Genomic DNA, 21,180 nt, shown 5'->3' with positions numbered 1-21,180 from the left:
AATGGCCCCCCCAAAACAGGCGCCCCAAAGCTATAATATCCTGATCGTCGGTCAGGCTGGTCGTCTGCAATACGAGGCCATTCTCTTTGCGGCATCGCTGCGCGCCGCCTCGCCTGACTTTGCGGGTCGTCTCTTTGTGGCAGAACCGCAGCCTGGGCCGCTCTGGCGCGACGACCCGCGCATCAAGGACGCCGACAGCCGCGCGCTCTTGACCGATCTCGGCGCGGAATTCCTGCCGTTCGAGAGCCGCCATTTCGGCGCGGCCTATCCCTATGGCAACAAGATCGAGGCGCTCTTTGCCCTGCCGAAGGGGAAGCCTTTTGTGTTTTTCGACACGGATACGCTGATCTGTGGCGATCTCGGCTCAGTGCCCTTTGATTTCAGCCGCCCTACGGCATCTTTGCGCCGCGAGGGCACCTGGCCGCAGATCGAGCTTTATGGCCCCACCTACAGCCAGATATGGAAATCGCTCTACGACCGCTTCGGGCTTGATTTCGAGGCCTCGCTTGACCCAAACCAACCCGATGGCTACTGGCAGCGCTATCTCTATTTCAATGCGGGTTTCTTTTTCTACAAATGCCCGCATGTCTTTGGCCAACGCTTTCTCGACTATGCACTTGGCATCCGCGATGACACGCCGCGCGAACTGCTCCTGCAATCCCTGGACCCTTGGCTTGACCAAGTGGCCCTGCCCTTGGTGATCCATGCACTTGGCGGCGGGCGCGATACCTTGCCACCCGGCCTTTTGGATGGCGCGGTCAGTTGTCATTACCGGCTCTTGCCGCTGCTCTATGCGCGCGAGGCCGACCATGTTGTCGAGGTTCTGCACGAGGTGACGGCCCCCAACAAGATCAAACGCGTGCTCAAGAATTACGAGCCAGCCAAGCGGATGATCTATCAGGGGCGTGGGCTGAAAGTGCGGGCGCTGTTTGACCAGAACGACCTGCCGCGCCGCGAACAGGTGATCCGCAATACGATCAAACGCAACGGGTTCTGGATGCGTTGACTCCGCCCCAAGTGCCTTGGATCACGGCAAAATCTGCAGCCAGACCCACGCCGTGACAATTGTGAGCGCGGTTGACAAGAGCACGCTCGATGCCGCAACCCGCTTGGCGTGGCCGTAGATATTGGCAAAGACATAGGCATTGACCCCCGGCGCCATCGCCGCCGTCACCACCGCAGAGCGAACGCCCTCAACCGGCAGGCCAATCCCCAGACCAAGACCAAAGGTAATCGCCGGATGCACAACCAGCGAAATCAGGCAGACAAAGAGGATTGCCCGCAGATCCCCCTCGGGGCGATATTGCACCAACACCCCGCCCAAGCCAAAGAGCGCCGCCGGCAGGGCGGCCCGCGCGATCAGGTCAAACCCCTGCTGCACGGGCGAGGGCAACACCACCCCCGAAAGGTTGACCACAAACCCTGCGGCCACCCCCATGATCAGCGTGTTGGAAAACATCGCCCTCAGCACCTTGACCGCCACTTTTGGCCCAGCCGTACCCCGCGCCTTGACGATTTCCATTACGGTGATGCCCAGACCGTAGCAAAACGGCGAATGCACCGCGATGATGGCGAAATTCGCGGCGAGGGCATCGGTGCCATAGGCGCGCTCCATGATCGGCAGGCCCAGAAGCAGCGAGTTGGAAAAGAGGCAGCAAAAGCCGATGGCCACCGCATCCTCCCACGAGCGGCCAAAGATAATGCGCGCCCCAAAAAGCCCGAGAGCGAAGCCCGAGCTTGCGCCGACGTAGAAACTGAGCAAAAGCCGCCAATCGAAACTCTGCCCCAGATCAAGGCGGGAAATCGCGGTGAAAAGCAGACAGGGAATGGCGAATTTCTGAGTGAAACTCATCAACCCATCCACGCCTGCCTGACTGAACCAGCGTCGCCAGACCGCGACATAGCCAAAGCCGATCACCAGAAAGACCGGCAGGATGATTTCAAACAGCGCCTGCATCGCGCTCAGACCGTATAGCGCAGGATCATTCCGTCATAGGCGGGCGTCACATGCGCAGGCGTCTCCTCTTCCACGGTCTGATAATCAAGGTCGATATGCATATTGGTCAGCACCGCCCGGCGCGGGGCCGCGCGGGCGATCCATTCAAGCGACAGTGCCAGATGGGCGTGTGTAGGATGGGGCGTGCGGCGCAGCGCATCCAGAATCCAGCAATCGAGCCCGCTCAGCACCGGCCAGACATCCTCGGGGATAGCGGCCACATCTGGCAAATAGGCCAGATCCCCCACGCGAAAGCCAAGAGAGTCGATCGACCCGTGATTGACCTGAAACGGCTCGAGGCGAATGGTCCCGCCCGCGCCCTCGATCTCGAAGGGGCCGTCAATCGTGTTCATGTCGAGAATGGGGGGATAGGGGCTGTCTTTGGGTTGAACAAAGGCATACCCGAACCGCGCATATAGCGCGTTTTGCGTGTCGCCATCGGCCCAGACCGGCAGGCGTTGACGCATGTTGAACACGATCATCCTAAGATCGTCGATACCATGGACATGATCGGCGTGGGAATGCGTATAGACCACGGCATCCAGCGCGCCGACACCTGCATCCAGCAATTGCGCGCGCAAATCAGGCGAACTGTCGATCAACACGCGGGTGATGCCGCTCTCGCTTTCCCGCTCGATCAGCAGCGAACAACGACGGCGCGTGTTGCGCGGGTTTGTGGGGTCGCACTCGCCCCAATGCCCACCAAGACGCGGCACGCCCCCGGACGATCCACAGCCCAGAATGGTAAAGCGCAACTCGGCCATCACAGCACCGCCTTGGTAAAGAGCCGCTCGAAATTGGTCTCGGTCTGCGCGGCAAACTCAGGCCAGTCCATCCCGAAGACCTCTGCGCCCTTTTGGCCCGTGTGCAGCGTATAGGCGGGCTCATTGCGGCGACCACGATGGGGGGGTGGTGCCAGATAGGGCGCATCGGTTTCCAAGAGGATTCGGTCCACCGGGGCGCTTGCAAAAATATCGCGCAACTCCTGGCTCTTGGGGAACGCGGCGATGCCCGACATCGACAGGTAAAACCCCAGATCAAGCACGGCGCGCGCGAGGGCCGCACTCGACGAAAAGCAATGCATAACGCAAGTGTAGGCACCGTTGCGATATTCTTCGGTCAGGATGCGGGCCATGTCGTCATCCGCGTCGCGGGCGTGGATGATCAGCGGCAGACTTGTGCGCCGCGCCGCCTCGATATGCACGCGCAGACTGGTTTTCTGCACCTCGGCGCTCTCGGCGGTGTAGTGATAATCAAGACCCGTCTCACCGATACCGACAAACTTGGGATGTTCCGCCAGTTTCACCAGGTCATCGACTGTCACCAACGGGCTCTCGGCCGCGCGCATCGGGTGAATACCCGCCGCGTAGAAAACCGGCGCATGGGCCTCGGCAATGGCGCGCACGCGCGGCTCTTGATCGAGACGCGTGCAGATCGTCACCATGCGATGCACACCGGACGCAACGGCACGCGCGATCACCGCATCCCGCTCTTCGTCGAAATCGGGAAAATCGAGATGGCAATGGCTGTCAGTGATACGAATGTCGGTGCTCATGCCTGTCCTCGGGCGGGGGCTCAGGCCCCGGCGGTTTGCTGAATCCTGAACACCGTATCTAGGACCAGGCTGGCAGGGTCAAGGTTGACCGCCCGCCCATGCCGCGCGCGCGCGCCAATCGCCTCGGCACAGTCCGCCCAATCGCGTCCCTTGCGGGCATCGGGCGCCAGTCGCGCCAAGAGCGCCGCCTCGCCGGGGGCCGCCTCGGCGCGTGGAGCGTGGCCGGTCGCCCCGGCCCGCGCCAGACGCGCCAGCAAAAGGTCTGTCAATGAAAACAGCAGATCAAGCCGCTCTTCGGCCCCCCGCGTCGCTGCCGCCTCGGCCAGTCGCAGGGCGCGGGGGCGGTCAAGGCGCGGCAGGCTCTCCAGCAGGCTCACAAGTTCGGAATAGAGTTTGAGGCCCCCCAAATTGAGCATCCGCACCGCGGCCCCGACCGAGCCGCCCGACAATTCCGCCAGTGCCACCGGATCGCCTTCGGGCGCTATTCCCGCCTGCTCCAGCGCCTGCGCAATCTCTTGCGGTCCCAGAGGGGCCAGCCGCAGCGTACGGCAACGTGAGCGGATCGTGGGCAAGAGGCCAGAGGGCTGGTGCGACACGAGCAACATCACCGTGCGCGCCGGCGGTTCTTCCAGCATCTTGAGGATGGCGTTGGCGGCTTGGGTGTTGAGGTCGTCCGCCGCATCGACAATCACCACCCGGCGCCCACCGTCCGCGGCGGAGAGGGCAAAGAAATTACCGAGCTTGCGCACTTCGGAAACTCGAATCTCGGCAGCCAGTCGGTCGCCCTTGTCGGTGGGGCCTCGCCGCAACAAGAATAGCCCCGGATCAGACAGCGCCAGCATGCGCCGGGCCACCGGATGATCCGCACTGACATCCAGTGTCACGGGGGCCGGTGGCGCACCGAAAAGCCCCTCTTCCTGCACCAGCGGGGTGGCCAGCAAGAACCGCGCGATGCGCCAGGCCAGCGTCGCCTTGCCCACCCCACGCGGGCCGGTGATCAGCCAGCCGTGATGCAGCCGCCCGGTGTTGAACGCATCGAGAAACTCGGACTCTGCCGCGTCTTGACCAAAAAGCTGCACTGTTTCGCGCGGGTGCGGCGCCCCCTCAACGCGGTCCGGTTCGGGTAACAGCCCATCCTCGCTCATGGCAGGTGCGCCCGCACCGCGCGGGCCACGTCCTCGGCCACCGCGTCCAGGTCGCGCGCGCCGTCGATCACCGCAAACCGCGGGGCAAACTCCTGTGCCAAGGCCAGAAAACCGGCGCGCATTCGCGCCTGCATCCCTTCGCCAAAGGATTCAAACCGCGCCTCGCCCCCGCCACGCGACAGCGCGCGGCCCAGACCCACGCCGGGATCAATATCAATCAACACCGTCAGGTCTGGTTCACGCCCGATCATCAACTCGTGCAACTGGTCCACCAGACCGCGCAGATCACTCCGGCCAAGACCCTGATACATTCGTGTGCTATCGGCAAAGCGGTCGCAAATCACAACCGCGCAACGCGCCAGAGCGGGGGCGATCACCCGCTCCAGATGGTCGCGCCGCGCAGCGGTGAAGAGCAGGATTTCCGTTTCAGCGGACCAGCGGTCCTTGTCACCTTCGAGCACAAGACGCCGGATTTCCTCGGCCCCCGGACTGCCCCCCGGTTCGCGCGTCAAAACCACATCGTGCCCCAGGGCGCGCAGGTCCTCGGCAAGCCGCCGCGCCTGCGTGGATTTGCCCGACCCGTCGATCCCCTCAAAGCTGATAAACAGCCCCTGCCCGCTCAAAGCGCCCCCTCGGGACCCTGCTGCAAGCGCGTGAGCAACACGCCCGAGACCGTGCGTATGCGTGTCATGAACCCGCCCTGCGCCACATCTTCGGCAGCCACCAAAGGCACGCGCGTAGACGGCAGGCCCTCGGGCGCAAAGACCAGCTCAGCCACCACATCGCCCTTGGCCACCGGCGCGCGCACTGGCCCGGTGTAAACCACCTCGCCCTTCAATTCGCCGCCATCGAGCACCGGCAGCAGGGTCGACACGTCCTCGGCCACGGTCAGACCCACGCTGGGGGCCTCGCCCATCCAGACCTCGGCACGCGCCACTTCCTGACCGGCCGTCAGCACGGATTTCTGGGCGAATTGCCGGAAAGCCCAGTTCACGATCGACTCAGACTCGCGCGCGCGATCCGCTGCGGTGGCCAGCCCCGAGATCACGAAAACCACACGCCGATCGCCCTGCTTGGCCGAGCCGGTCAGGCCAAAGCCCGCCTGTTCGGTATGCCCGGTCTTGAGCCCGTCCGCCCCGATCCCCAGCCCCAGGAGCGGGTTGCGATTGCTGATGTTGCTGGGCGCGCGCCCGTCAAACCGAAACTCGGTCTCGGAAAACATCGGATAGAATTCGGGGAAATCCTCGATGATGTGCCGCGCCAGCAGCGCCAGATCGCGCATGCTCATGACATGACCTTCGGCGGGCCAGCCGCTGGCGTTGCGAAACATCGAGTTGGTCATGCCCAATTGCTGCGCACGTTGCGTCATGAAGCGGGCAAACCCGGCCTCGGTACCATCAGGGCTGAGGGCCTCGGCGATCACGGCGCAGGCGTCATTGCCGGACAGAACGATAATCCCGCGCAAGAGGTCTTCGACCCGCACCCGGTCGGTGGTATCCAGAAACATGGTCGAGCCGCCATAGCTCATGGCGTGCTCGGACACGGGCAGACGTTCGTCCAGCGTCAACCGCCCGCTGCGCACCGCCTCGAAGGCCACATAAAGCGTCATCAGCTTCGACATCGACGCAGGCGGCATGGGCGTGTCGGCGTTCTTGTCGAGGAGCACCGTGCCGGTGGTGACATCCATGACATAAGCAGCCTTGGCGCTGGTCTCGAACGCGTGCACCGGCAGTGCAAACCCAAGGCAGAGTGTCGCGGTGGCGATGTGACGAATGAGGCGCATCAGACCCTCCTGATCTCAGTTGGTGACGGCATAGGCATCTTCAAAACCGATGCCTTGTATCTTCTTGAGCAGCGCAGACCGCTCCGAGGCATTGGTCGCGGGGCCCACGATCACCCGCCAAAAGGCCTTGCCCTGACTGTTTTGCTCAAGCACCGTGGGCACCATTCCGGCTTGTCGCATCGCGGTCGCCGTGTTGCGCGCATTCTCTTCAACGCTGAAAATCCCAATCTGGATAAAGGGCTTCTCGAGACCCGAGGCGCGCGCGGGAGCAGGGGTGGGCGCAGGCGCAGGCGCAGGCGACGGGGGCGGTGCCGCCACTGCGGTCGCCTGAGGCGCAGGCGCCGTACTTGCCGCAGCTTCAGCCGCGTCAATCGCCGCCGCGGCACCGGCGACGGGATCAAGCGCTGTGGCTTCGATCTCTGATGGGGCGGCAAGTGTTGCGGCCTCTTCCGGAGCGGTTTCGGGCTCGGGGCTGCTTTCCTTGGCTTCTTCGCGGCGCAGGGCCGTCACATTCAGCTGAACCGGGGCCCCTGCCAACATGCCAAGGGCCGCCGCGGCGTCCGACGACACCTGCAACGCCGGGCCGGGAATATCACGCGCGCGCCGGAAAAGCGCGCCAATCACGAATTTCGAGTCCGATGTGCTGCGAATGATGACACGTTCGGGTTCCTTGACATCGGGATGCGCCACCCAGACCCCGCCAAGCGATGGTCGGCCATCCCAAAGCCCCATGTCCGTTACCTGAAACACATCCGGGGCCTCGACATCGCGCTCCACCAGCTTGACCGACGCGCGCGCAGGTGCGGCCCCCTCTGTCGAGGATTGCCCGGCGCGATCAGGTTTGAGCCATGAAGGCGCGCCCTCTTCGCATCCCGCCAGCAGCAGCATCGCCGCACCGACGAGGACGAACCGCGACATTCGCACCTGTCCGCCCTTGCCCTGTTCCGCAAATGTCATCTCTTGCCCCTTGCCCTTTGCCCCATGCCTGTGTGCGCAAGCGGTCGGCGTTCCCTGCCGGTGGCCCGGTCTTGCCTGTTATCGTCCCGGTCCTCTCGCGCGCCCGCACTCTAGCGCCTTGCCCCCCGCGTGAAAAGTGCGCAGGCAGGCGATGCGCGATTTTCCCCGTAATCCCCCCCTTTCAGAATCGCCCGGACCTCTGTAGGCACGGTCGAACCACAGACAGACGGCTTCGGCATCGGAACATCCCGAACGACGCCCCGGGCACGGAAGCTTGGCAGAGTGGTCGATTGCACTGGTCTTGAAAACCAGCGTACCGAGAGGTACCCAGGGTTCGAATCCCTGAGCTTCCGCCATACCCCCCAGAGACAGGCTAGGTTTTACCGCGCAGCGCTGCGCGCAGGGCGTCGCCCAAGGCCCCTTGACCGGACTGCGGCTCTGGTTTGGCGGCGCGCACCGGGGGATTATGGCGCGCGTTCGTCAGCTTGCCGGATTTCGATGCTTGGCCCTTGTCGGGTGCCTTGCCGCCCCTTGCCTCTGGCGCACCGCCCTCCTTGCGCATGCTCAGGCCAATGCGTTTGCGCGCGACATCGACCTCGGTCACGCGCACCTTGACCACATCACCCGCCTTGACCACCTCATGCGGATCCTTGACGAACCTGTCGGCCAGTTGGCTGACATGCACCAACCCATCCTGATGTACGCCGATATCGACAAAGGCACCAAAGGCCGCGACATTCGTCACCGTGCCCTCCATCAACATGCCGGGTTTGAGGTCCTTTATATCGTCTACCCCATCGGCAAACCGCGCGGTGACAAAGCTGGGGCGTGGATCGCGGCCGGGCTTTTCCAACTCGGTCAGAATGTCCCGCACCGTGGGCAGACCGAACGTATCGTCCACGAAATCCTCGGCCCGCAGACCGTTCAGCGCCTCGGGTGTGCCCATGATGGCGCGAATATCGCGCCCACAGGCCTGCACGATGCGGCGCGCCACGCCATAGGCCTCGGGATGTACCGAGGTGGCGTCCAACGGCTCGGCGCTGTCGCGGATACGAAGGAACCCGGCGCATTGCTCGAAGGCCTTGGGGCCCAACCCCGAAACCTTGAGCAGTGCCTTGCGCGACGGAAACGCACCCTGCGCATCGCGGTGCGCCACGATCGCCTGCGCCAGGGACGCGCCCAGCCCCGCCACCCGCGCCAACAGCGGGGCCGACGCCATATTGAGATCGACACCGACCGCGTTCACCGCATCCTCGACCACGGCATCGAGGGCCTGCACCAGACGCCGCTGATCGACGTCATGCTGATACTGGCCCACGCCGATGGACTGCGGCGTGATCTTGACCAATTCCGCCAAGGGATCCTGCAACCGCCGCGCAATCGACACCGCGCCGCGCAGGCTGACATCGAGGTCGGGAAATTCCTTGGCCGCCAGTTCAGAGGCGGAATAGACCGAGGCCCCAGCCTCGGACACGATCACGCTCATCGGCCGCTTGGCGCCTTGCGGCAAGAGTTTCAGCGCCTCCGCCACCATGCGTTCGGTCTCGCGGCTGGCGGTGCCATTGCCGATGGCGATCAATTCCACACCATGTTTGCGCACCATTTCGAGCACCGCGACCTGTGCCCCGCGCAGATCGTTTCTGGGCTGGAAGGGATAGAGCGTCGCAGTCTCGATCAGCTTGCCAGTGGCATCCACCACCGCCGCCTTGACGCCGGTACGAATGCCGGGGTCGAGGCCCAGGGTCGGGCGCGGCCCCGCCGGGGCGGCCAGCAGCAAATCCTTGAGATTACGCGCAAAGACGGTGATCGCCTCGTCATGGGCGCGGTTGCGCAACTCTCCCATCAGATCGACATACATCGACAGGCTCAGTTTGACCCGCCAGGTCCAGGCGGCCACGCCGCGCAGCCAGATATCCCCCGGATCCTTGCCGGGAATCCCGATCGCTGCCTCGATCATGGCCACGGCACGCGGCGTGCCAGTATCGGGATCGGGGGCTATGTCCAGCGTCACGATCTCTTCCTTTGCCGCGCGCAGAATGGCCAAGGCGCGGTGCGAGGCGATCTTTGACCAAGGCTCGCGGTGGTCAAAATAGTCCGAGAACTTGGCCCCTGCCTCTTCCTTGCCTGGCACCACGCGCGCACTGATGACGCCTTCGGCGCGCATGAAATCCCTCAAACGGCCAAGAAGCGTCGCATTCTCGGTCAATTCTTCGGCCAGAATGTCGCGCGCGCCGTCGAGCGCCTCTTTCACGGTCGACACAGCCTCGGTCAAATAGCCTGCGGCCAGATCCTCGGGCACGGCGGTGCGCTCGGCCAGAATCGCACGCAACAGCGGTTCCAGCCCGTTTTCGCGCGCAATCATCGCCTTGGTGCGGCGCTTCGGCTTGAAGGGAAGGTAAATATCTTCGAGTACCGCCTTGGTTTCGGCACCGGCGATGGCTCGCGCGAGCGTCTCTGTCAGCTTGCCTTGATCCTTGATCGAGGTCAGGATCACCTGACGCCGCGCTTCCAGTTCGCGCAAATAGGTCAACCGCTCGGCCAGATTGCGCAGTTGCGTATCGTCGAGACCGCCCGTTACCTCTTTGCGATAGCGCGCGATAAAGGGCACGGTCGCCCCGCCATCGAGCAGCCCCACCGCGGCGGCCACCTGATTTGGGCGCGCGTCGATTTCAGCGGCGATAATGCGGGCGATATGCTCGGCTGTGTCTGTCACTCTGGGCCCCCTCGGATGATCTGAGAGGCCCGTGATAAACGCAGATGACCCCAAGGCCAAGAGGCGGCGCGACTGGCACGGCCTCAGGCGGAATCGACCAAATGCGGCCCGCGTCGTGGATACTGATCATTCTGCGGCAACTCGAAATAGCGCGGCGAAATGGCCAGATCAGCCAGCGTAAAGTCGTCAAACGTGTTCAGAAAATTGGTCAGAGCGAGGTTTAGCACGATGGGCAACCGACAGCCTTTGGTGATGCGACAGGCGTTGTCGGACGAAAAGCACTCTGCCAAAGCGAACTCTGGTTCCATGCCGCGCACCACCTGCCCGAGGTTGATCTCACGCGGCGGCCGTGCAAGCCGAAAACCGCCGCTGCGCCCGCGAACCCCCTCCAGGAACCCTTCATGGATCAGTTGCAACACCACTTTCTTGAGATGCGCGCGTGAGATGTCATAGAGCTTTGCCGTTTCCTCGATAGTGGTCAGTTCACCGGGTTTCAGGGTCGCGGCATAGAGCAGAACACGAAGCGAATAATCTGTAAACTTTGTTAGACGCATACCAACCTCCGAGTAGATGACATCATTTCGAAAGCGTTGGAAATAACAAGTGGTCAGCTTGTCACGGTACATCACAAAAGAGTTATTTTCTCTGACCCATATCAAAGAGAGCTATTAGAATCTTGGATTTGCCTGCTCGCGCAGTCCTCCGCGCCAGGCGATTTGACGGCGGATCGGGCGGCAGTCGTTCTTGCTCGACCCGCTGACGTTCCTCCTATGGTTCGGGGTGCCCACTGCGCTGATCCTTCATGGGGGCAGCGCCTGATCCGGCTGGCTCTGCCAGTTTCACGCGCGCGAGGAACCGACCGATCACATCGTCCGGAAACTGGGTTTGCTGGCCCGACAGCCATGGCTGTGAGATGAAGCTGCACACGTAAACCAGCCCGAAGGCGCAGGTGCATCTTGCAGGCTCGGATGCACTCAGCATCGCCATATGCCAGACGTCAGCTTAGGAGATGAAACCGGCCCGGTCCGCTCTCTTGTTTCAAGGCGGGGCACAGTGCCCCACCCGATACAGCCTAGCCCAGCCGGGCCTTGACCTGTGGCCCAACCGCGCCAAAATCCATCTGGCCTGCGTGACGCTCCTTGAGCTTGCCCATGATTTTGCCCATGTCGCGGATCGTGCTTGCGCCCACATCGGCAATCGCCTTGTCGATGGCGGCGGCAATTTCATCGTCTGCCAATTGACGCGGCAGGAATTCCTCGATCACCGCGATTTCCGCGCGCTCGCGCTCAGCCAGATCGAGCCGCCCACCCTCTTCGTAGGCGCGCACGCTTTCGTTGCGCTGCTTGGTCATCTTGGCAAGAATAGCCATGATTTCCGCGTCCCCGACCGGGGTTGCCCCGTCCGCGCTACGGCCAGCAATTTCCTGATCCTTGATGGCCGCGTTGATAAGCCGCAAGGTCGCCAACCGGCCCGCCGCCTTGTCGCGCATCGCCTGTTTCAGGGCCTGATCGACCCGTGCCCGCAGTTCCATTCCGTGTCATCCCCATGATCATCACAAGAGAGGGAGCCTAACGCCAAGCGCCCGCGATGGCAACCGCCGAGCAAGCCGCCCGCTGCCGCGATCAGACCCTTGACCCGCCCCCTCCCCCCCCGTAGGAATGCGCAAATTTGCCCGAGCCGGAGACTCGCCCCCATGGCCCAAGCGTCCATTCCCCGCCCGACTGCCTGTCTTGCCCTCGCCGATGGCTCGCTGTTCTATGGCTACGGGTTCGGCGCAGTGGGTGTGACCACCGCGGAACTCTGTTTCAACACCGCGATGACCGGCTATCAAGAGATCATGACCGACCCCAGCTATGCCGGGCAAATCGTGACCTTTACCTTCCCGCATATCGGGAATACCGGCGTAAATGCCGAGGATGACGAGACAGCCGAGCCTGTTGCCGCTGGCATGGTCGTGAAATGGGATCCGACCGAGCCGAGCAACTGGCGCGCGCAGGAACATCTGACCAACTGGCTGGCGCGGCGGGGCCGCATCGCGATCGGCGGCATCGATACCCGTCGTCTGACCCGTGCCATCCGTCAACAAGGTGCGCCGCATGTGGCGCTTGCCCATGATCCCGACGGCAACTTCGATGTCGAGGCTCTGGTCGCCCGTGCGCGCGGCTTTGCCGGGCTGGAAGGCATGGACCTTGCCAAGGATGTGACCTGCGCACAGTCCTATCGGTGGGACGAAATGCGGTGGGCCTGGCCCGACGGATACGTTCGCCAGACCGATGCGCGGCACAAGGTGGTCGCGGTCGATTATGGGGCCAAGCGCAACATTTTGCGCTGTCTCGCAAGTGCCGGATGCGAGGTGACCGTGCTGCCCGCCTCTGCCACGGCTGAGGATGTGTTGGCCCATTCTCCCGATGGCGTGTTCCTGTCCAACGGCCCTGGTGATCCGGCGGCAACGGGCAAATATGCGGTGCCGATGATCCAGGGCGTGTTGGAGGCAGGGCTACCCCTCTTTGGCATCTGCCTTGGGCACCAGATGCTGGCCCTCGCTCTTGGGGCGCAGACCATCAAGATGAACCACGGTCATCACGGTGCCAATCACCCGGTCAAGGACCTGGAAACCGGCAAGGTCGAGATCACCTCGATGAACCACGGGTTCGCAGTCGATAGCCAGACCCTGCCCGCCGGTGTGGTCGAAACCCATGTCTCGCTGTTTGATGGGTCAAATTGTGGTATCCGGATCAAGGATCGCCCGGTCTTTTCGGTGCAGCACCACCCCGAAGCCAGCCCCGGCCCGCAAGACAGCTTCTATCTCTTCGAGAGATTTGCCGCGTCAATGGCGAAATAACTGCGAAAATCCCACAGCTGTTAACCTGTCGTTAAAACATCGTTAACCAAGCGCGCGCTAGCCTTTCCTCAGCCGCAAGGGGAAGGGTCGCGACATGGGGATTTCCGAACTGCGTCACATGGGGGCACGTGGCCCGGGCGCGCGCGCGCCGATCAACCCGCTGGGGCGCGAACTGGTTCGCGCCGGCGCGATCAGCCGACGGGATGCGACACTTGCGGAAATGGTGCGTCGCCATTGCGACACCTCGCTTGACCGCATTCTTCAGGCCGAGGGGCTGGCCACCGAAGACGACCTGCTCGAAGCCCACGCCCGCCGTCTGTCCAGCAAACGGCTCAGCGCCGAGGATCTGGCACGCGCAGACACGCTAGACGCAGGCGTTGATCCGCGCCTCCTGCTCAAACATGGTGTGTTGCCGCTCACCTCTGCCTCCGGTGCGCCGGTTCTGGCCACGGGCGGGCCTGAGAGCCTTGCCGCCCTGCGCCCCGCCCTGCCCGTCACGCTGACGCACGCGCGCGCGGTGATGGCCCCGCGCCACGCGATACAGGATCGCATAGCAGCACAACACAGGGATCTCTTGCGCAGTTTGGCCGAGGCTCGCGTGCCCGAAATCGAGAGTTGCCGCACATGGGGCGGGGCCATGAACCACCGCCTCGCGCTGACGCTCGTCGCCCTTGCGGTTCTCACGGCGCTCAGCCTTGCCTTTCCAGTGGTTGTGTTCGGCTTTTTTGCCCTTTGGGCCTGTTTTACACTCGTCGTTTCCGCCGGGCTGAAAATCGCGGCCTTCGTGGCGCAAAGCGGGGTCAAGCCGATGCCGCCCCCCTCAACCCACCCCCAACCTCTGCCCAAAGTATCCATCCTCGTGCCGCTCTATCGCGAGACGGAAATCGCCCATGCGCTGATCGCCCGACTGAGCCGCCTTACCTACCCCAAATGCCTGCTCGATGTGATCCTTGTGCTGGAGGAAGAGGATGCGCTGACCCGTCAGACACTGGCAGAGATCGACCTGCCCCCATGGGTGCGGCCCGTGATCGTGCCCGATGGCACCCCCCGCACCAAACCGCGCGCGATGAATTACGCGCTCGATTTCTGTCAGGGCGACATCATCGGTATTTTCGATGCAGAGGATGCACCCGAGGCGGATCAGATCACCGTCGTCGCGCGCCGGTTTCAGCAGGTCCCGCGTGACGTGGCCTGCTTGCAGGGCATTCTCGACTATTACAATCCCACCCAGAACTGGCTCGCCCGGTGTTTCACCATCGAATACGCCACCTGGTTTCGCACCCTGATGCCGGGAATGGCGCGGTTGAGGCTGGCCATTCCCTTGGGCGGCACCACGCTCTATTTCCGCCGCGACGCGCTAGAGGAATTGGGTGGATGGGACGCACATAACGTGACCGAGGATGCCGATCTGGGTTTTCGCCTCGCTCGACACGGCTATCGCACCGAAATGATCCACACCGTGACCGAGGAAGAGGCCAATTGCCACGCATGGCCCTGGATCAAACAGCGCTCCCGCTGGCTCAAGGGCTATATGACCACGTATCTGGTGCATATGCGCCGCCCGCGATTGCTCTATCAGCAACTCGGGCCGCGCAAGTTCTGGGGATTTCAGGCACATTTCGTTTCGGCGCTCTCGCAATTCCTGCTGGCCCCGTTTCTTTGGTCATTCTGGCTGGTGCTCGTTCGCTTGCCGCACCCGCTCGATCCGGTTCTGCCGCATGTGGCAATGGTCGGCTTGGGCAGTCTCTTTCTGCTGGTCGAGGTATTGAATGTCTGCATTCACATGTCCTCGGTGTCGGGGCCCCGACACCGGCATCTGATGGCTTGGGCCCCGACCATGCATTTTTACACACCGCTCGGGGCGATTGCGGCCTACAAGGCGCTCTACGAGCTGATCCTCAAGCCGTTCTTCTGGGACAAGACCGCGCATGGCCTCTCGGTCACGGCCAGAGGGCGGCGCATCTCAGACGGTGGATTTGACCTCTCCGGAATCAAGCTTGAGCCGGGTCACAAAGGCCTTTGAGATATGGTCGCGCAGGGCCTTCGCGGCCGCCGCACTATCATGCGCCTCAATCGCCGCGACGATTGCATCGTGTTCGCGCAGCGCATCCTCATCCCGACCGACCGCCGCAAGAGAGGTGGTCGCCAAAAGGGCCATCGAGCGATGCACAAGGTCCAGCTGCTGCACCAAAAAGCGGTTGTGCGAGGCCAGATGTATCTGCTTGTGAAACCGCCGGTTTGCGCGCGCAAGTTCCACCGGCTTGCCCAAGAGCGCACGATCCTCCTCGACCATATCCCGCAAGACGCGCACCTCTTCCGGCGTGGCGTGGCGCGCGGCCAGCTCTGCCGCCAGACCCTCCAACTCGGCACGCACCACGTAGAGTTCTGCCAACTGGTTGTAATCCAATGACGATACGATCAGGCTGCGCCCGTCCCGCGTGAGCATGGATTGCGTCTCAAGCCGCTGCAGCGCCTCGCGGATGGGCGTGCGCGACACGCCAAAGCGTTCGGCCAGATCGCTCTCGACCAGACGGTCTCCGGGCTTGAAGATGCCAACGTCGATCGCTTCGAGAATGAGCGAATAGGCATCTGTGGGGGGCGGTTTCATCGGCATGTCCGTTTCTTTTGGATATTGGTGGGGAACCTTACGCGCTTTGGCCGCGGGATCAAGCCTTGGGCGATTGCACGCGATGTCGCGCCCGCCTATATCTGCGCCATGCCCAAGCCCGATTTCACCCATATACGCACCTGGGTCTTTGACCTCGACAATACGCTCTATCCGCCCTCTGCCCGCCTCTTCGATCAGATCGAGGCGCGGATGACGCGGTTCGTGATGGACACGCTGCGCGTGACCCATGCCGAGGCGGACCGTCTGCGCCATCACTACTGGCGCGAGCATGGCAACACGCTGGCGGGGCTGATGCGGGTGCATGATCTCGATCCCGGTCCCTATCTTGCAGCGGTGCATGACATCTCGCTCGACCAACTGGAGCCTGATGCCGCGCTGAATACTGTCATCCGCGCCCTGCCAGGGCGCAAGATCGTCTACACCAACGGCTCTGCCCCCTATGCCGAGCGGGTGATCGCGGCGCGCGGCCTGGCAGGCGCGTTCGACGCGGTGTACGGCGTGGAACATGCGGGCTACCGGCCTAAACCCGAACCCGAGGCATTTCAGGCCATCCTGACACAGGACCAAAGCGCGCCCGCCACAGCGGCGATGTTCGAGGATGAGCCACGCAATCTGGCGGCTCCGCATGCCATGGGGATGCGCACCGTGCATGTGGCTCCGGAGCGGGTCGAGGCAGACCACATTCACCACCACACCAATGATCTGGGCGGTTTTCTGGCGCGCCTGGTCTGACAGCTGCGGCGTTCCGTCCCTTTGAAGGCGGGGGCCGGGACATATCTATGCAGGGTGAGATTCATCTTTGACCAAGAGGCCCGACATGACCGCGACCACAGCCCCCGCCAACACCAAACACGCCGCCACCAAGAGCCATGACCCCGACGCGGCCGCCGTTGGCCCGATCCTGCTCAGCGTGGCGGTTTTTCTGGCCGGGTGGGCAGCAAGCATTGTGCTCTGGGGGATTCCGGGGCTTTATATTCCCGCACTGGCCCTTGTGCCGGTGATCTGGGTGATGCTGATCCTGATTTCACGGGGCTGAGCGGGCGCTCGCCCCTTTCGGAGGCTCTGAGAATGGCGCAGACGGACTATGACATCGTGGTGTCAGGCGGCGGTGTCGCCGGTCTGACGGCAGCAGCGGTTTTCGGCAGCGCAGGATTTTCCGTGCTCTGCGTCGACCCTGCCCCGCCCGTGACCGCGCGCGATGCGGACGGGTCGGACCTGCGCACCACGGCTTTTCTTCAACCTGCGCAGGCTCTCTTGGATCGGGCCGGTCTTTGGGCGCGTCTGGCCCCACATGCCACCGATTTGCAAGTGATGCGGATTGTCGATGCGGGCGGCGAGATACCCGAACCGCGGGTCGTGCGCGAGTTCAACGCCAGCGATATTTCCGACCGTCCCTTTGGTTGGAACCTGCCCAACTGGCTCTTGCGGCGCGAGATGGTGGCGCATCTGGACAGTCTGCCCTCGGTCACGTTCAAGCCCGGCACCGGCACCAGCACGCTCTTTACCCGCGAGGCCGAGGCGCGCGTGGGGCTTAGTGACGGCACCCGCGTGCGCTGCCGCTTGGTGATTGCCGCCGACGGGCGCAACTCTCCAATCCGTTCGGCCGCGGGAATTGACGTGAAAACAACGCGGTATGGACAAAAGGCCCTTGCCTTTGCCGTCACCCATCCGATCCCGCATGACAACGTCTCGACCGAGATTCACCGCTCTGGCGGGCCCTTTACGCTTGTGCCGTTGCCCGATCACGACGGGCGGCCGTCTTCGGCCATCGTCTGGATGGAAGAAGGGCCAGAAGTTGCGCGTTTGGCCGCCCTGCCGGTACCTGAATTCGAGGCCGCGATGAATACGCGGTCCTGTCACCTTTTCGGTCCTCTGACGCTTGCGTCGCGCCGCACCGTCTGGCCGATCATCAGCCAGGTGGCCGAGCGGATGAGTTCCGAGCGCGTGGCGCTGGTGGCCGAGGCTGCGCATGTGGTGCCGCCGATTGGCGCACAGGGGCTCAACATGAGCCTTGGGGATATGCGGGTATTGCTGGAACTGGCCGAGGCGAACCCCGACCGTTTGGGCGACCGCCAGATGCTCGACACCTACCATCGCCGCAGACATCTGGAGGTGCAGGCGCGCGTGACGGGGATTGACCTTCTCAACCGCGCCTCGATGCTGAGCGCGCAGCCCCTGAGGGATGCGCGGGCACAGGCGCTAAGCGCGATCTATTCGCTGGCCCCGGTGCGCAAGACCCTGATGCAAATGGGCCTTGGCGCGCGGGGGTAAGGCTCAGAGCACCTTATCAAGCACCGTTTCCAGCCGCTTGAGCGCGGCGGGCACATCATAGAGCTTGTCCAGACCAAACAGCCCGAGGCGGAAGGTGCGAAAGCCCTCGGGTTCGCCCACTTGCAGCGGCACACCGGCAGCAATCTGCATACCCTCTGCCATGAATTTCTTGCCGTTCTGGATGTCAGGGTCGCTGGTATAGCTTACCACGACACCGGGCGCGCCAAAACCTTCGGCAGCCACGGACGTGACACCACGCGCGGCCAGCATGGCCCGCACACCATTACCCAATTCCCATTGCGCATCGCGCAGCCGTTCGAACCCGTAATCGCGGGTTTCGATCATCGTGTCGCGGAACCCGCGCAGCGCGTCGGTGGGCATGGTCGCATGATAGGCATGGCCGCCACTCTCATAGGCCTGCATGATGGCACGCCATTTCTTGAGATCGAGCGCGAAACTGTCCGAAGTCGTCTCTTCCAGCCGCGCCACCGCGCGCTCAGAGAGCATCACCAAACCGGCAGAAGGAGAGGCGGACCAGCCCTTTTGCGGCGCGGAAATCAGCACGTCAACGCCCGTGGCGCGCATATCAACCCAGGCACAGCCTGAGGCGATGCAATCAAGCACCATCAGCGCGCCCACCTCATGCGCGGCATCGGCCAAGGCGGTGATATAATCATCCGGCAGGATCAGGCCGGCCGAGGTTTCCACATGCGGGGCAAAGATCACATCGGGCTTGGATTCATGAATTTTCGCCACAACCTCTTCAATGGGCGCCGGGGCAAAGGGCGTGGTCGCACCATTGCCGGTCTGTCGCGCCATGCAGACGGTCGTATCAGAGGTGAACTGACCCGCGTCGAAAATCTGGGTCCAGCGGAAGGAGAACCAACCATTGCGCACGACCAGCGCATGCGCGCCGCGCCCGAATTGCCGCGCCACGGATTCCATCGCATAAGAGCCGCCGCCGGGGACGAGGGCCACCGCATCAGCGGCATAGACATCCTTGAGCATGGATGAAATATCACACATAACCTCTTGAAAAGAGGCAGACATATGGTTGAGCGAGCGATCGGTGAAGACCACCGAATATTCCAGCAGGCCATCTGGATCTACATGGTCGAGCAGGGCAGTCATGGGATGTCTCCTCTATCTTGCGGGCAAGATGGCGCGGGACGGCTCATAAGTCCAGTGCGTCACGTCAGCCGATTGGACCGGGACGGCGTTCTTCGCTCAAGAGCACATTGGCCTCGACATCGCCAACCCCCGGCAAGGTCATGATCCGGCGGCGCAAAACCCGTTCAAAATCGGAAATGTCGCGGGCCACGACGCGCAGGCGATAATCGTAGAGGCCAAGGATATGTTCCACCGTCTGCACCTCGGGGATGGCCGATACCGCGCGTTCGAAATCCTCTAGGCTGACACGGCCCTTGGTGGCGAGCTTGACACCAAGAAAAACCATGACCCCGAAGCCCAGTTTTTCATGATCCAATTCAAGACGTTGCCCCTTGATCACGCCGGTCTCGCGCAGGCGTTGCAGACGGCGCCATGTGGCAGGCTGCGACAGGCCAAGCGCGCGGCCTATCGCACTTGCCGATTGGGTGGCATCGCGCACCAGTTCGCGCAGGATCAGCCGGTCGGTGGTATCCAGTTCGATCATAGTGGCAGCACCTCGTCGGATTTGATCCGTGCCACATGCATCAGCGCCTCGATGTCGGCGATATGCGGCAGGGTCAGGATGGCGCTACGATAAAGCTGTTGATAATGCGCCATGTCGCGGGCAATGACCGAGAGGCGCAGGTCAACACGGCCCAGAAATGTCTGAATTTCAATAACTTCCGGCACGTTTCTTGCGGCTTCGATGAATTCGTCAAAGGCTCGGGGCTGCGTCTTGTCCAAGGTGATGCGCAAGGATACCTCGACCTCATAGCCAAGGGCGCGCCAGTCGATCACGGCACGGTTGGCGCGGATCACGCCGTCTTGCTGCATCCGCTCCAAACGGCGGGCACAGGTGGCAGGGGTCACACCCGCCCTCTCTGCCAAATCGGCGGCGCCGAGCGTGGGGGCATGTTGATAGTGGCGCAGGATGCGACGGTCCGTGTCGTCGAGCATGATTTTTACCAATATTTCCGATATGGCGAATGATTACTCTGAAAATCCCCTGAAATAAACCGAAATCACCGGTCCCTCTCGCCCACACATGCCTATGATGCCCCCATCAACCGAAGAGGAGAACGCCATGCGCGTCTATTACGATCGTGACTGCGACATCAACCTGATCAAGGACAAGAAAGTCGCCATTCTGGGCTATGGCAGCCAGGGCCATGCCCACGCCCTTAACCTGCGGGATTCAGGGGCAAAAAACCTTGTGGTGGCGCTGCGCGAGGGCTCGAAATCGGCCAAGAAGGCCGAGGCAGAAGGCCTCAAGGTCATGGGTATCGCCGAAGCGGCGGCCTGGTGCGACCTGATGATGTTCACCATGCCCGACGAACTGCAGGGCGAAACCTATCGCAAATATGTGCATGACAACATTCGCCCCGGTGCGGCGATTGCCTTTGCCCATGGTCTCAACATTCATTTCGGCCTGATCGAGCCGAAAGAGGGCGTGGACGTCATCATGATGGCCCCCAAGGGCCCCGGCCACACGGTGCGCGGTGAATACGTCAAGGGCGGCGGCGTGCCCTGCCTCGTGGCGGTCAACAACGACGCGTCCGGCAAGGCCCTGGAAATCGGGCTTTCCTACTGCTCGGCCATTGGCGGCGGTCGCTCGGGGATCATCGAGACCAACTTCCGCGAAGAGTGCGAAACCGACCTCTTCGGCGAACAGGCGGTGCTGTGCGGTGGCCTCGTAGAACTGATCCGCATGGGCTTTGAGACGCTGGTCGAAGCGGGCTATGCCCCTGAAATGGCTTACTTTGAGTGCTTGCACGAGGTGAAGCTGATCGTCGATCTGATCTATGAAGGCGGCATCGCCAACATGAATTATTCGATCTCGAACACGGCCGAATATGGCGAATACGTCAGCGGTCCGCGGGTCCTGCCCTATGAGCAGACCAAGAAAGAGATGAAGGCCATTCTGCGCGACATCCAGACCGGCAAGTTCGTGCGCGACTTCATGCAGGAGAATGCCGTGGGTCAGCCGTTCTTCAAGGGCACGCGCCGGATGAACGACGCGCATCAGATCGAAGAAGTGGGTCAGAAGCTGCGCGCGATGATGCCGTGGATCTCCGCAGGCAAGCTGGTGGATCAAGAGAAGAACTGAACCCATTGAAATATAATGGGAAAGGGCATCCCT

General features: G+C 62.7%; 21 protein-coding genes and 1 tRNA gene. 8 read left to right on the top strand and 14 right to left on the bottom strand.

All coding sequences use genetic code 11. The annotated features are described in order from the left end of the window. Nucleotide 1 precedes the first annotated feature (1 nt). A complete protein-coding gene (locus MVC20_RS12605; protein ID WP_297541875.1) occupies nt 2–1,006 on the top strand; it encodes a hypothetical protein in 1,005 nt (334 codons plus the stop codon). 21 nt (nt 1,007–1,027) lie between these two features. Here MVC20_RS12605 and MVC20_RS12600 read toward each other — a convergent pair whose 3' ends face one another. From MVC20_RS12600 to MVC20_RS12570, 7 genes are read right to left on the bottom strand one after another with little or no spacing between them, the layout of a single operon-like run. Then, nucleotides 1,028–1,957 (bottom strand): AEC family transporter, encoded by a 930-nt coding sequence (locus MVC20_RS12600; RefSeq protein WP_297541874.1) that lies wholly within the window; start codon nt 1,955–1,957, stop codon nt 1,028–1,030. 5 nt (nt 1,958–1,962) lie between these two features. Next, on the bottom strand, nt 1,963–2,760 hold the full coding sequence (locus tag MVC20_RS12595) for an MBL fold metallo-hydrolase (protein WP_297541873.1): 798 nt from the start codon (nt 2,758–2,760) through the stop codon (nt 1,963–1,965). Further along, the gene (locus MVC20_RS12590; protein WP_297541872.1) at nt 2,760–3,551 is read right to left on the bottom strand and encodes a TatD family hydrolase; all 792 of its coding nucleotides are present in this window, start codon (nt 3,549–3,551) and stop codon (nt 2,760–2,762) included. Before MVC20_RS12590 ends, MVC20_RS12595 begins: the two co-directional genes overlap by 1 nt. A 20-nt stretch (nt 3,552–3,571) precedes the next feature. After that, a complete protein-coding gene (locus tag MVC20_RS12585; RefSeq protein WP_297541871.1) occupies nt 3,572–4,696 on the bottom strand; it encodes a DNA polymerase III subunit delta' in 1,125 nt (374 codons plus the stop codon). Continuing rightward, nucleotides 4,693–5,319, bottom strand: coding sequence for a dTMP kinase (tmk, locus tag MVC20_RS12580; RefSeq protein WP_297541869.1), 627 nt, complete (start codon nt 5,317–5,319; stop codon nt 4,693–4,695). Before tmk ends, MVC20_RS12585 begins: the two co-directional genes overlap by 4 nt. Then, nucleotides 5,316–6,479, bottom strand: coding sequence for a D-alanyl-D-alanine carboxypeptidase family protein (locus MVC20_RS12575; protein ID WP_297541867.1), 1,164 nt, complete (start codon nt 6,477–6,479; stop codon nt 5,316–5,318). The genes tmk and MVC20_RS12575 overlap by 4 nt, the downstream gene beginning before the upstream one ends. A gap of 15 nt (nt 6,480–6,494) precedes the next feature. Next, the gene (locus tag MVC20_RS12570) at nt 6,495–7,436 is read right to left on the bottom strand and encodes an SPOR domain-containing protein (RefSeq protein ID WP_297541865.1); all 942 of its coding nucleotides are present in this window, start codon (nt 7,434–7,436) and stop codon (nt 6,495–6,497) included. 268 nt (nt 7,437–7,704) lie between these two features. Between MVC20_RS12570 and MVC20_RS12565 the strand changes: the two genes are divergently transcribed. Beyond that, a tRNA-Ser gene (locus tag MVC20_RS12565) sits at nt 7,705–7,792 on the top strand. Nucleotides 7,793–7,809: 17 nt separating this feature from the next. Here MVC20_RS12565 and MVC20_RS12560 read toward each other — a convergent pair. The 3 genes from MVC20_RS12560 to MVC20_RS12550 all read right to left on the bottom strand — a co-directional run bounded on the left by MVC20_RS12560 (nt 7,810) and on the right by MVC20_RS12550 (nt 11,680). Beyond that, nucleotides 7,810–10,149, bottom strand: coding sequence for a Tex family protein (locus MVC20_RS12560; RefSeq protein WP_297541863.1), 2,340 nt, complete (start codon nt 10,147–10,149; stop codon nt 7,810–7,812). Nucleotides 10,150–10,232: 83 nt separating this feature from the next. Then, the gene (locus MVC20_RS12555) at nt 10,233–10,703 is read right to left on the bottom strand and encodes an Rrf2 family transcriptional regulator (RefSeq protein WP_297541861.1); all 471 of its coding nucleotides are present in this window, start codon (nt 10,701–10,703) and stop codon (nt 10,233–10,235) included. Nucleotides 10,704–11,221: 518 nt separating this feature from the next. Beyond that, the gene (locus MVC20_RS12550) at nt 11,222–11,680 is read right to left on the bottom strand and encodes a GatB/YqeY domain-containing protein (protein WP_037268281.1); all 459 of its coding nucleotides are present in this window, start codon (nt 11,678–11,680) and stop codon (nt 11,222–11,224) included. Between the two features lie 162 nt (nt 11,681–11,842). Between MVC20_RS12550 and carA the strand changes: the two genes are divergently transcribed. Beyond that, the gene (gene carA / locus MVC20_RS12545; RefSeq protein WP_297541858.1) at nt 11,843–12,991 is read left to right on the top strand and encodes a glutamine-hydrolyzing carbamoyl-phosphate synthase small subunit; all 1,149 of its coding nucleotides are present in this window, start codon (nt 11,843–11,845) and stop codon (nt 12,989–12,991) included. Between the two features lie 94 nt (nt 12,992–13,085). After that, nucleotides 13,086–15,014, top strand: a complete 1,929-nt coding sequence (locus tag MVC20_RS12540) for a glycosyltransferase (protein ID WP_297541856.1) — start codon at nt 13,086–13,088, stop codon at nt 15,012–15,014. Here the strand turns inward: MVC20_RS12540 and MVC20_RS12535 are convergent. Then, nucleotides 14,955–15,605, bottom strand: a complete 651-nt coding sequence (locus MVC20_RS12535; RefSeq protein ID WP_297541854.1) for a GntR family transcriptional regulator — start codon at nt 15,603–15,605, stop codon at nt 14,955–14,957. The two genes, MVC20_RS12540 and MVC20_RS12535, sit on opposite strands and share 60 nt — an antisense overlap. Before the next feature lie 102 nt (nt 15,606–15,707). Here MVC20_RS12535 and MVC20_RS12530 point away from each other — a divergent pair, with 102 nt between their 5' ends. The 3 genes from MVC20_RS12530 (at nt 15,708) to MVC20_RS12520 (ending at nt 17,891) form a co-directional block, all read left to right on the top strand. Next, nucleotides 15,708–16,352, top strand: a complete 645-nt coding sequence (locus tag MVC20_RS12530; protein WP_297541852.1) for a pyrimidine 5'-nucleotidase — start codon at nt 15,708–15,710, stop codon at nt 16,350–16,352. An 85-nt stretch (nt 16,353–16,437) separates the two neighbouring features. Beyond that, on the top strand, nt 16,438–16,656 hold the full coding sequence (locus tag MVC20_RS12525; protein ID WP_297541850.1) for a hypothetical protein: 219 nt from the start codon (nt 16,438–16,440) through the stop codon (nt 16,654–16,656). A 32-nt stretch (nt 16,657–16,688) separates the two neighbouring features. After that, a complete protein-coding gene (locus MVC20_RS12520; protein WP_297541848.1) occupies nt 16,689–17,891 on the top strand; it encodes a UbiH/UbiF family hydroxylase in 1,203 nt (400 codons plus the stop codon). A gap of 3 nt (nt 17,892–17,894) precedes the next feature. Here the strand turns inward: MVC20_RS12520 and MVC20_RS12515 are convergent, their stop codons facing one another. The 3 genes from MVC20_RS12515 to MVC20_RS12505 all read right to left on the bottom strand — a co-directional run bounded on the left by MVC20_RS12515 (nt 17,895) and on the right by MVC20_RS12505 (nt 19,997). Further along, nucleotides 17,895–19,022 carry an aminotransferase class V-fold PLP-dependent enzyme gene (locus MVC20_RS12515; protein WP_297541846.1) on the bottom strand — a complete coding sequence of 376 codons (1,128 nt, stop codon included), beginning with the start codon at nt 19,020–19,022 and terminating at the stop codon, nt 17,895–17,897. Nucleotides 19,023–19,086: 64 nt separating this feature from the next. After that, nucleotides 19,087–19,545 (bottom strand): Lrp/AsnC family transcriptional regulator, encoded by a 459-nt coding sequence (locus tag MVC20_RS12510; RefSeq protein WP_037268264.1) that lies wholly within the window; start codon nt 19,543–19,545, stop codon nt 19,087–19,089. Beyond that, entirely contained in the window at nt 19,542–19,997 is a 456-nt protein-coding gene (locus MVC20_RS12505) for an Lrp/AsnC family transcriptional regulator (protein WP_037268261.1), read from the bottom strand. Before MVC20_RS12505 ends, MVC20_RS12510 begins: the two co-directional genes overlap by 4 nt. Nucleotides 19,998–20,124: 127 nt before the next feature. Here MVC20_RS12505 and ilvC point away from each other — a divergent pair, with 127 nt between their 5' ends. Then, the gene (gene ilvC, locus MVC20_RS12500; RefSeq protein ID WP_037269717.1) at nt 20,125–21,147 is read left to right on the top strand and encodes a ketol-acid reductoisomerase; all 1,023 of its coding nucleotides are present in this window, start codon (nt 20,125–20,127) and stop codon (nt 21,145–21,147) included. Nucleotides 21,148–21,180: the final 33 nt, after the last annotated feature.

Origin of the sequence: Roseovarius sp., from assembly GCF_027019125.1 — a bacterium.
In the GTDB taxonomy this organism is placed as follows: domain Bacteria; phylum Pseudomonadota; class Alphaproteobacteria; order Rhodobacterales; family Rhodobacteraceae; genus Roseovarius.
The sequence above is the reverse complement of the archived record's forward strand: the minus strand, read 5'-3'. Positions and strand labels throughout refer to the sequence as shown.

What these genes read in the sequence shown, in the direction of transcription:
- MVC20_RS12510 (WP_037268264.1), bottom strand. Translation starts at nt 19,545, where the DNA reads ATGATCGAACTGGATACCACCGACCGGCTGATCCTGCGCGAACTGGTG.
- MVC20_RS12550 (WP_037268281.1), bottom strand. Translation starts at nt 11,680, where the DNA reads ATGGAACTGCGGGCACGGGTCGATCAGGCCCTGAAACAGGCGATGCGC.
- MVC20_RS12570 (WP_297541865.1), bottom strand. Translation starts at nt 7,436, where the DNA reads ATGACATTTGCGGAACAGGGCAAGGGCGGACAGGTGCGAATGTCGCGG.
- MVC20_RS12520 (WP_297541848.1), top strand. Translation starts at nt 16,689, where the DNA reads ATGGCGCAGACGGACTATGACATCGTGGTGTCAGGCGGCGGTGTCGCC.
- MVC20_RS12515 (WP_297541846.1), bottom strand. Translation starts at nt 19,022, where the DNA reads ATGACTGCCCTGCTCGACCATGTAGATCCAGATGGCCTGCTGGAATAT.
- MVC20_RS12590 (WP_297541872.1), bottom strand. Translation starts at nt 3,551, where the DNA reads ATGAGCACCGACATTCGTATCACTGACAGCCATTGCCATCTCGATTTT.
- MVC20_RS12595 (WP_297541873.1), bottom strand. Translation starts at nt 2,760, where the DNA reads ATGGCCGAGTTGCGCTTTACCATTCTGGGCTGTGGATCGTCCGGGGGC.
- MVC20_RS12555 (WP_297541861.1), bottom strand. Translation starts at nt 10,703, where the DNA reads ATGCGTCTAACAAAGTTTACAGATTATTCGCTTCGTGTTCTGCTCTAT.
- MVC20_RS12600 (WP_297541874.1), bottom strand. Translation starts at nt 1,957, where the DNA reads ATGCAGGCGCTGTTTGAAATCATCCTGCCGGTCTTTCTGGTGATCGGC.
- MVC20_RS12575 (WP_297541867.1), bottom strand. Translation starts at nt 6,479, where the DNA reads ATGCGCCTCATTCGTCACATCGCCACCGCGACACTCTGCCTTGGGTTT.
- MVC20_RS12525 (WP_297541850.1), top strand. Translation starts at nt 16,438, where the DNA reads ATGACCGCGACCACAGCCCCCGCCAACACCAAACACGCCGCCACCAAG.
- MVC20_RS12540 (WP_297541856.1), top strand. Translation starts at nt 13,086, where the DNA reads ATGGGGATTTCCGAACTGCGTCACATGGGGGCACGTGGCCCGGGCGCG.
- MVC20_RS12505 (WP_037268261.1), bottom strand. Translation starts at nt 19,997, where the DNA reads ATGCTCGACGACACGGACCGTCGCATCCTGCGCCACTATCAACATGCC.
- MVC20_RS12585 (WP_297541871.1), bottom strand. Translation starts at nt 4,696, where the DNA reads ATGAGCGAGGATGGGCTGTTACCCGAACCGGACCGCGTTGAGGGGGCG.
- MVC20_RS12535 (WP_297541854.1), bottom strand. Translation starts at nt 15,605, where the DNA reads ATGCCGATGAAACCGCCCCCCACAGATGCCTATTCGCTCATTCTCGAA.
- MVC20_RS12605 (WP_297541875.1), top strand. Translation starts at nt 2, where the DNA reads ATGGCCCCCCCAAAACAGGCGCCCCAAAGCTATAATATCCTGATCGTC.
- carA (WP_297541858.1), top strand. Translation starts at nt 11,843, where the DNA reads ATGGCCCAAGCGTCCATTCCCCGCCCGACTGCCTGTCTTGCCCTCGCC.
- MVC20_RS12530 (WP_297541852.1), top strand. Translation starts at nt 15,708, where the DNA reads ATGCCCAAGCCCGATTTCACCCATATACGCACCTGGGTCTTTGACCTC.
- ilvC (WP_037269717.1), top strand. Translation starts at nt 20,125, where the DNA reads ATGCGCGTCTATTACGATCGTGACTGCGACATCAACCTGATCAAGGAC.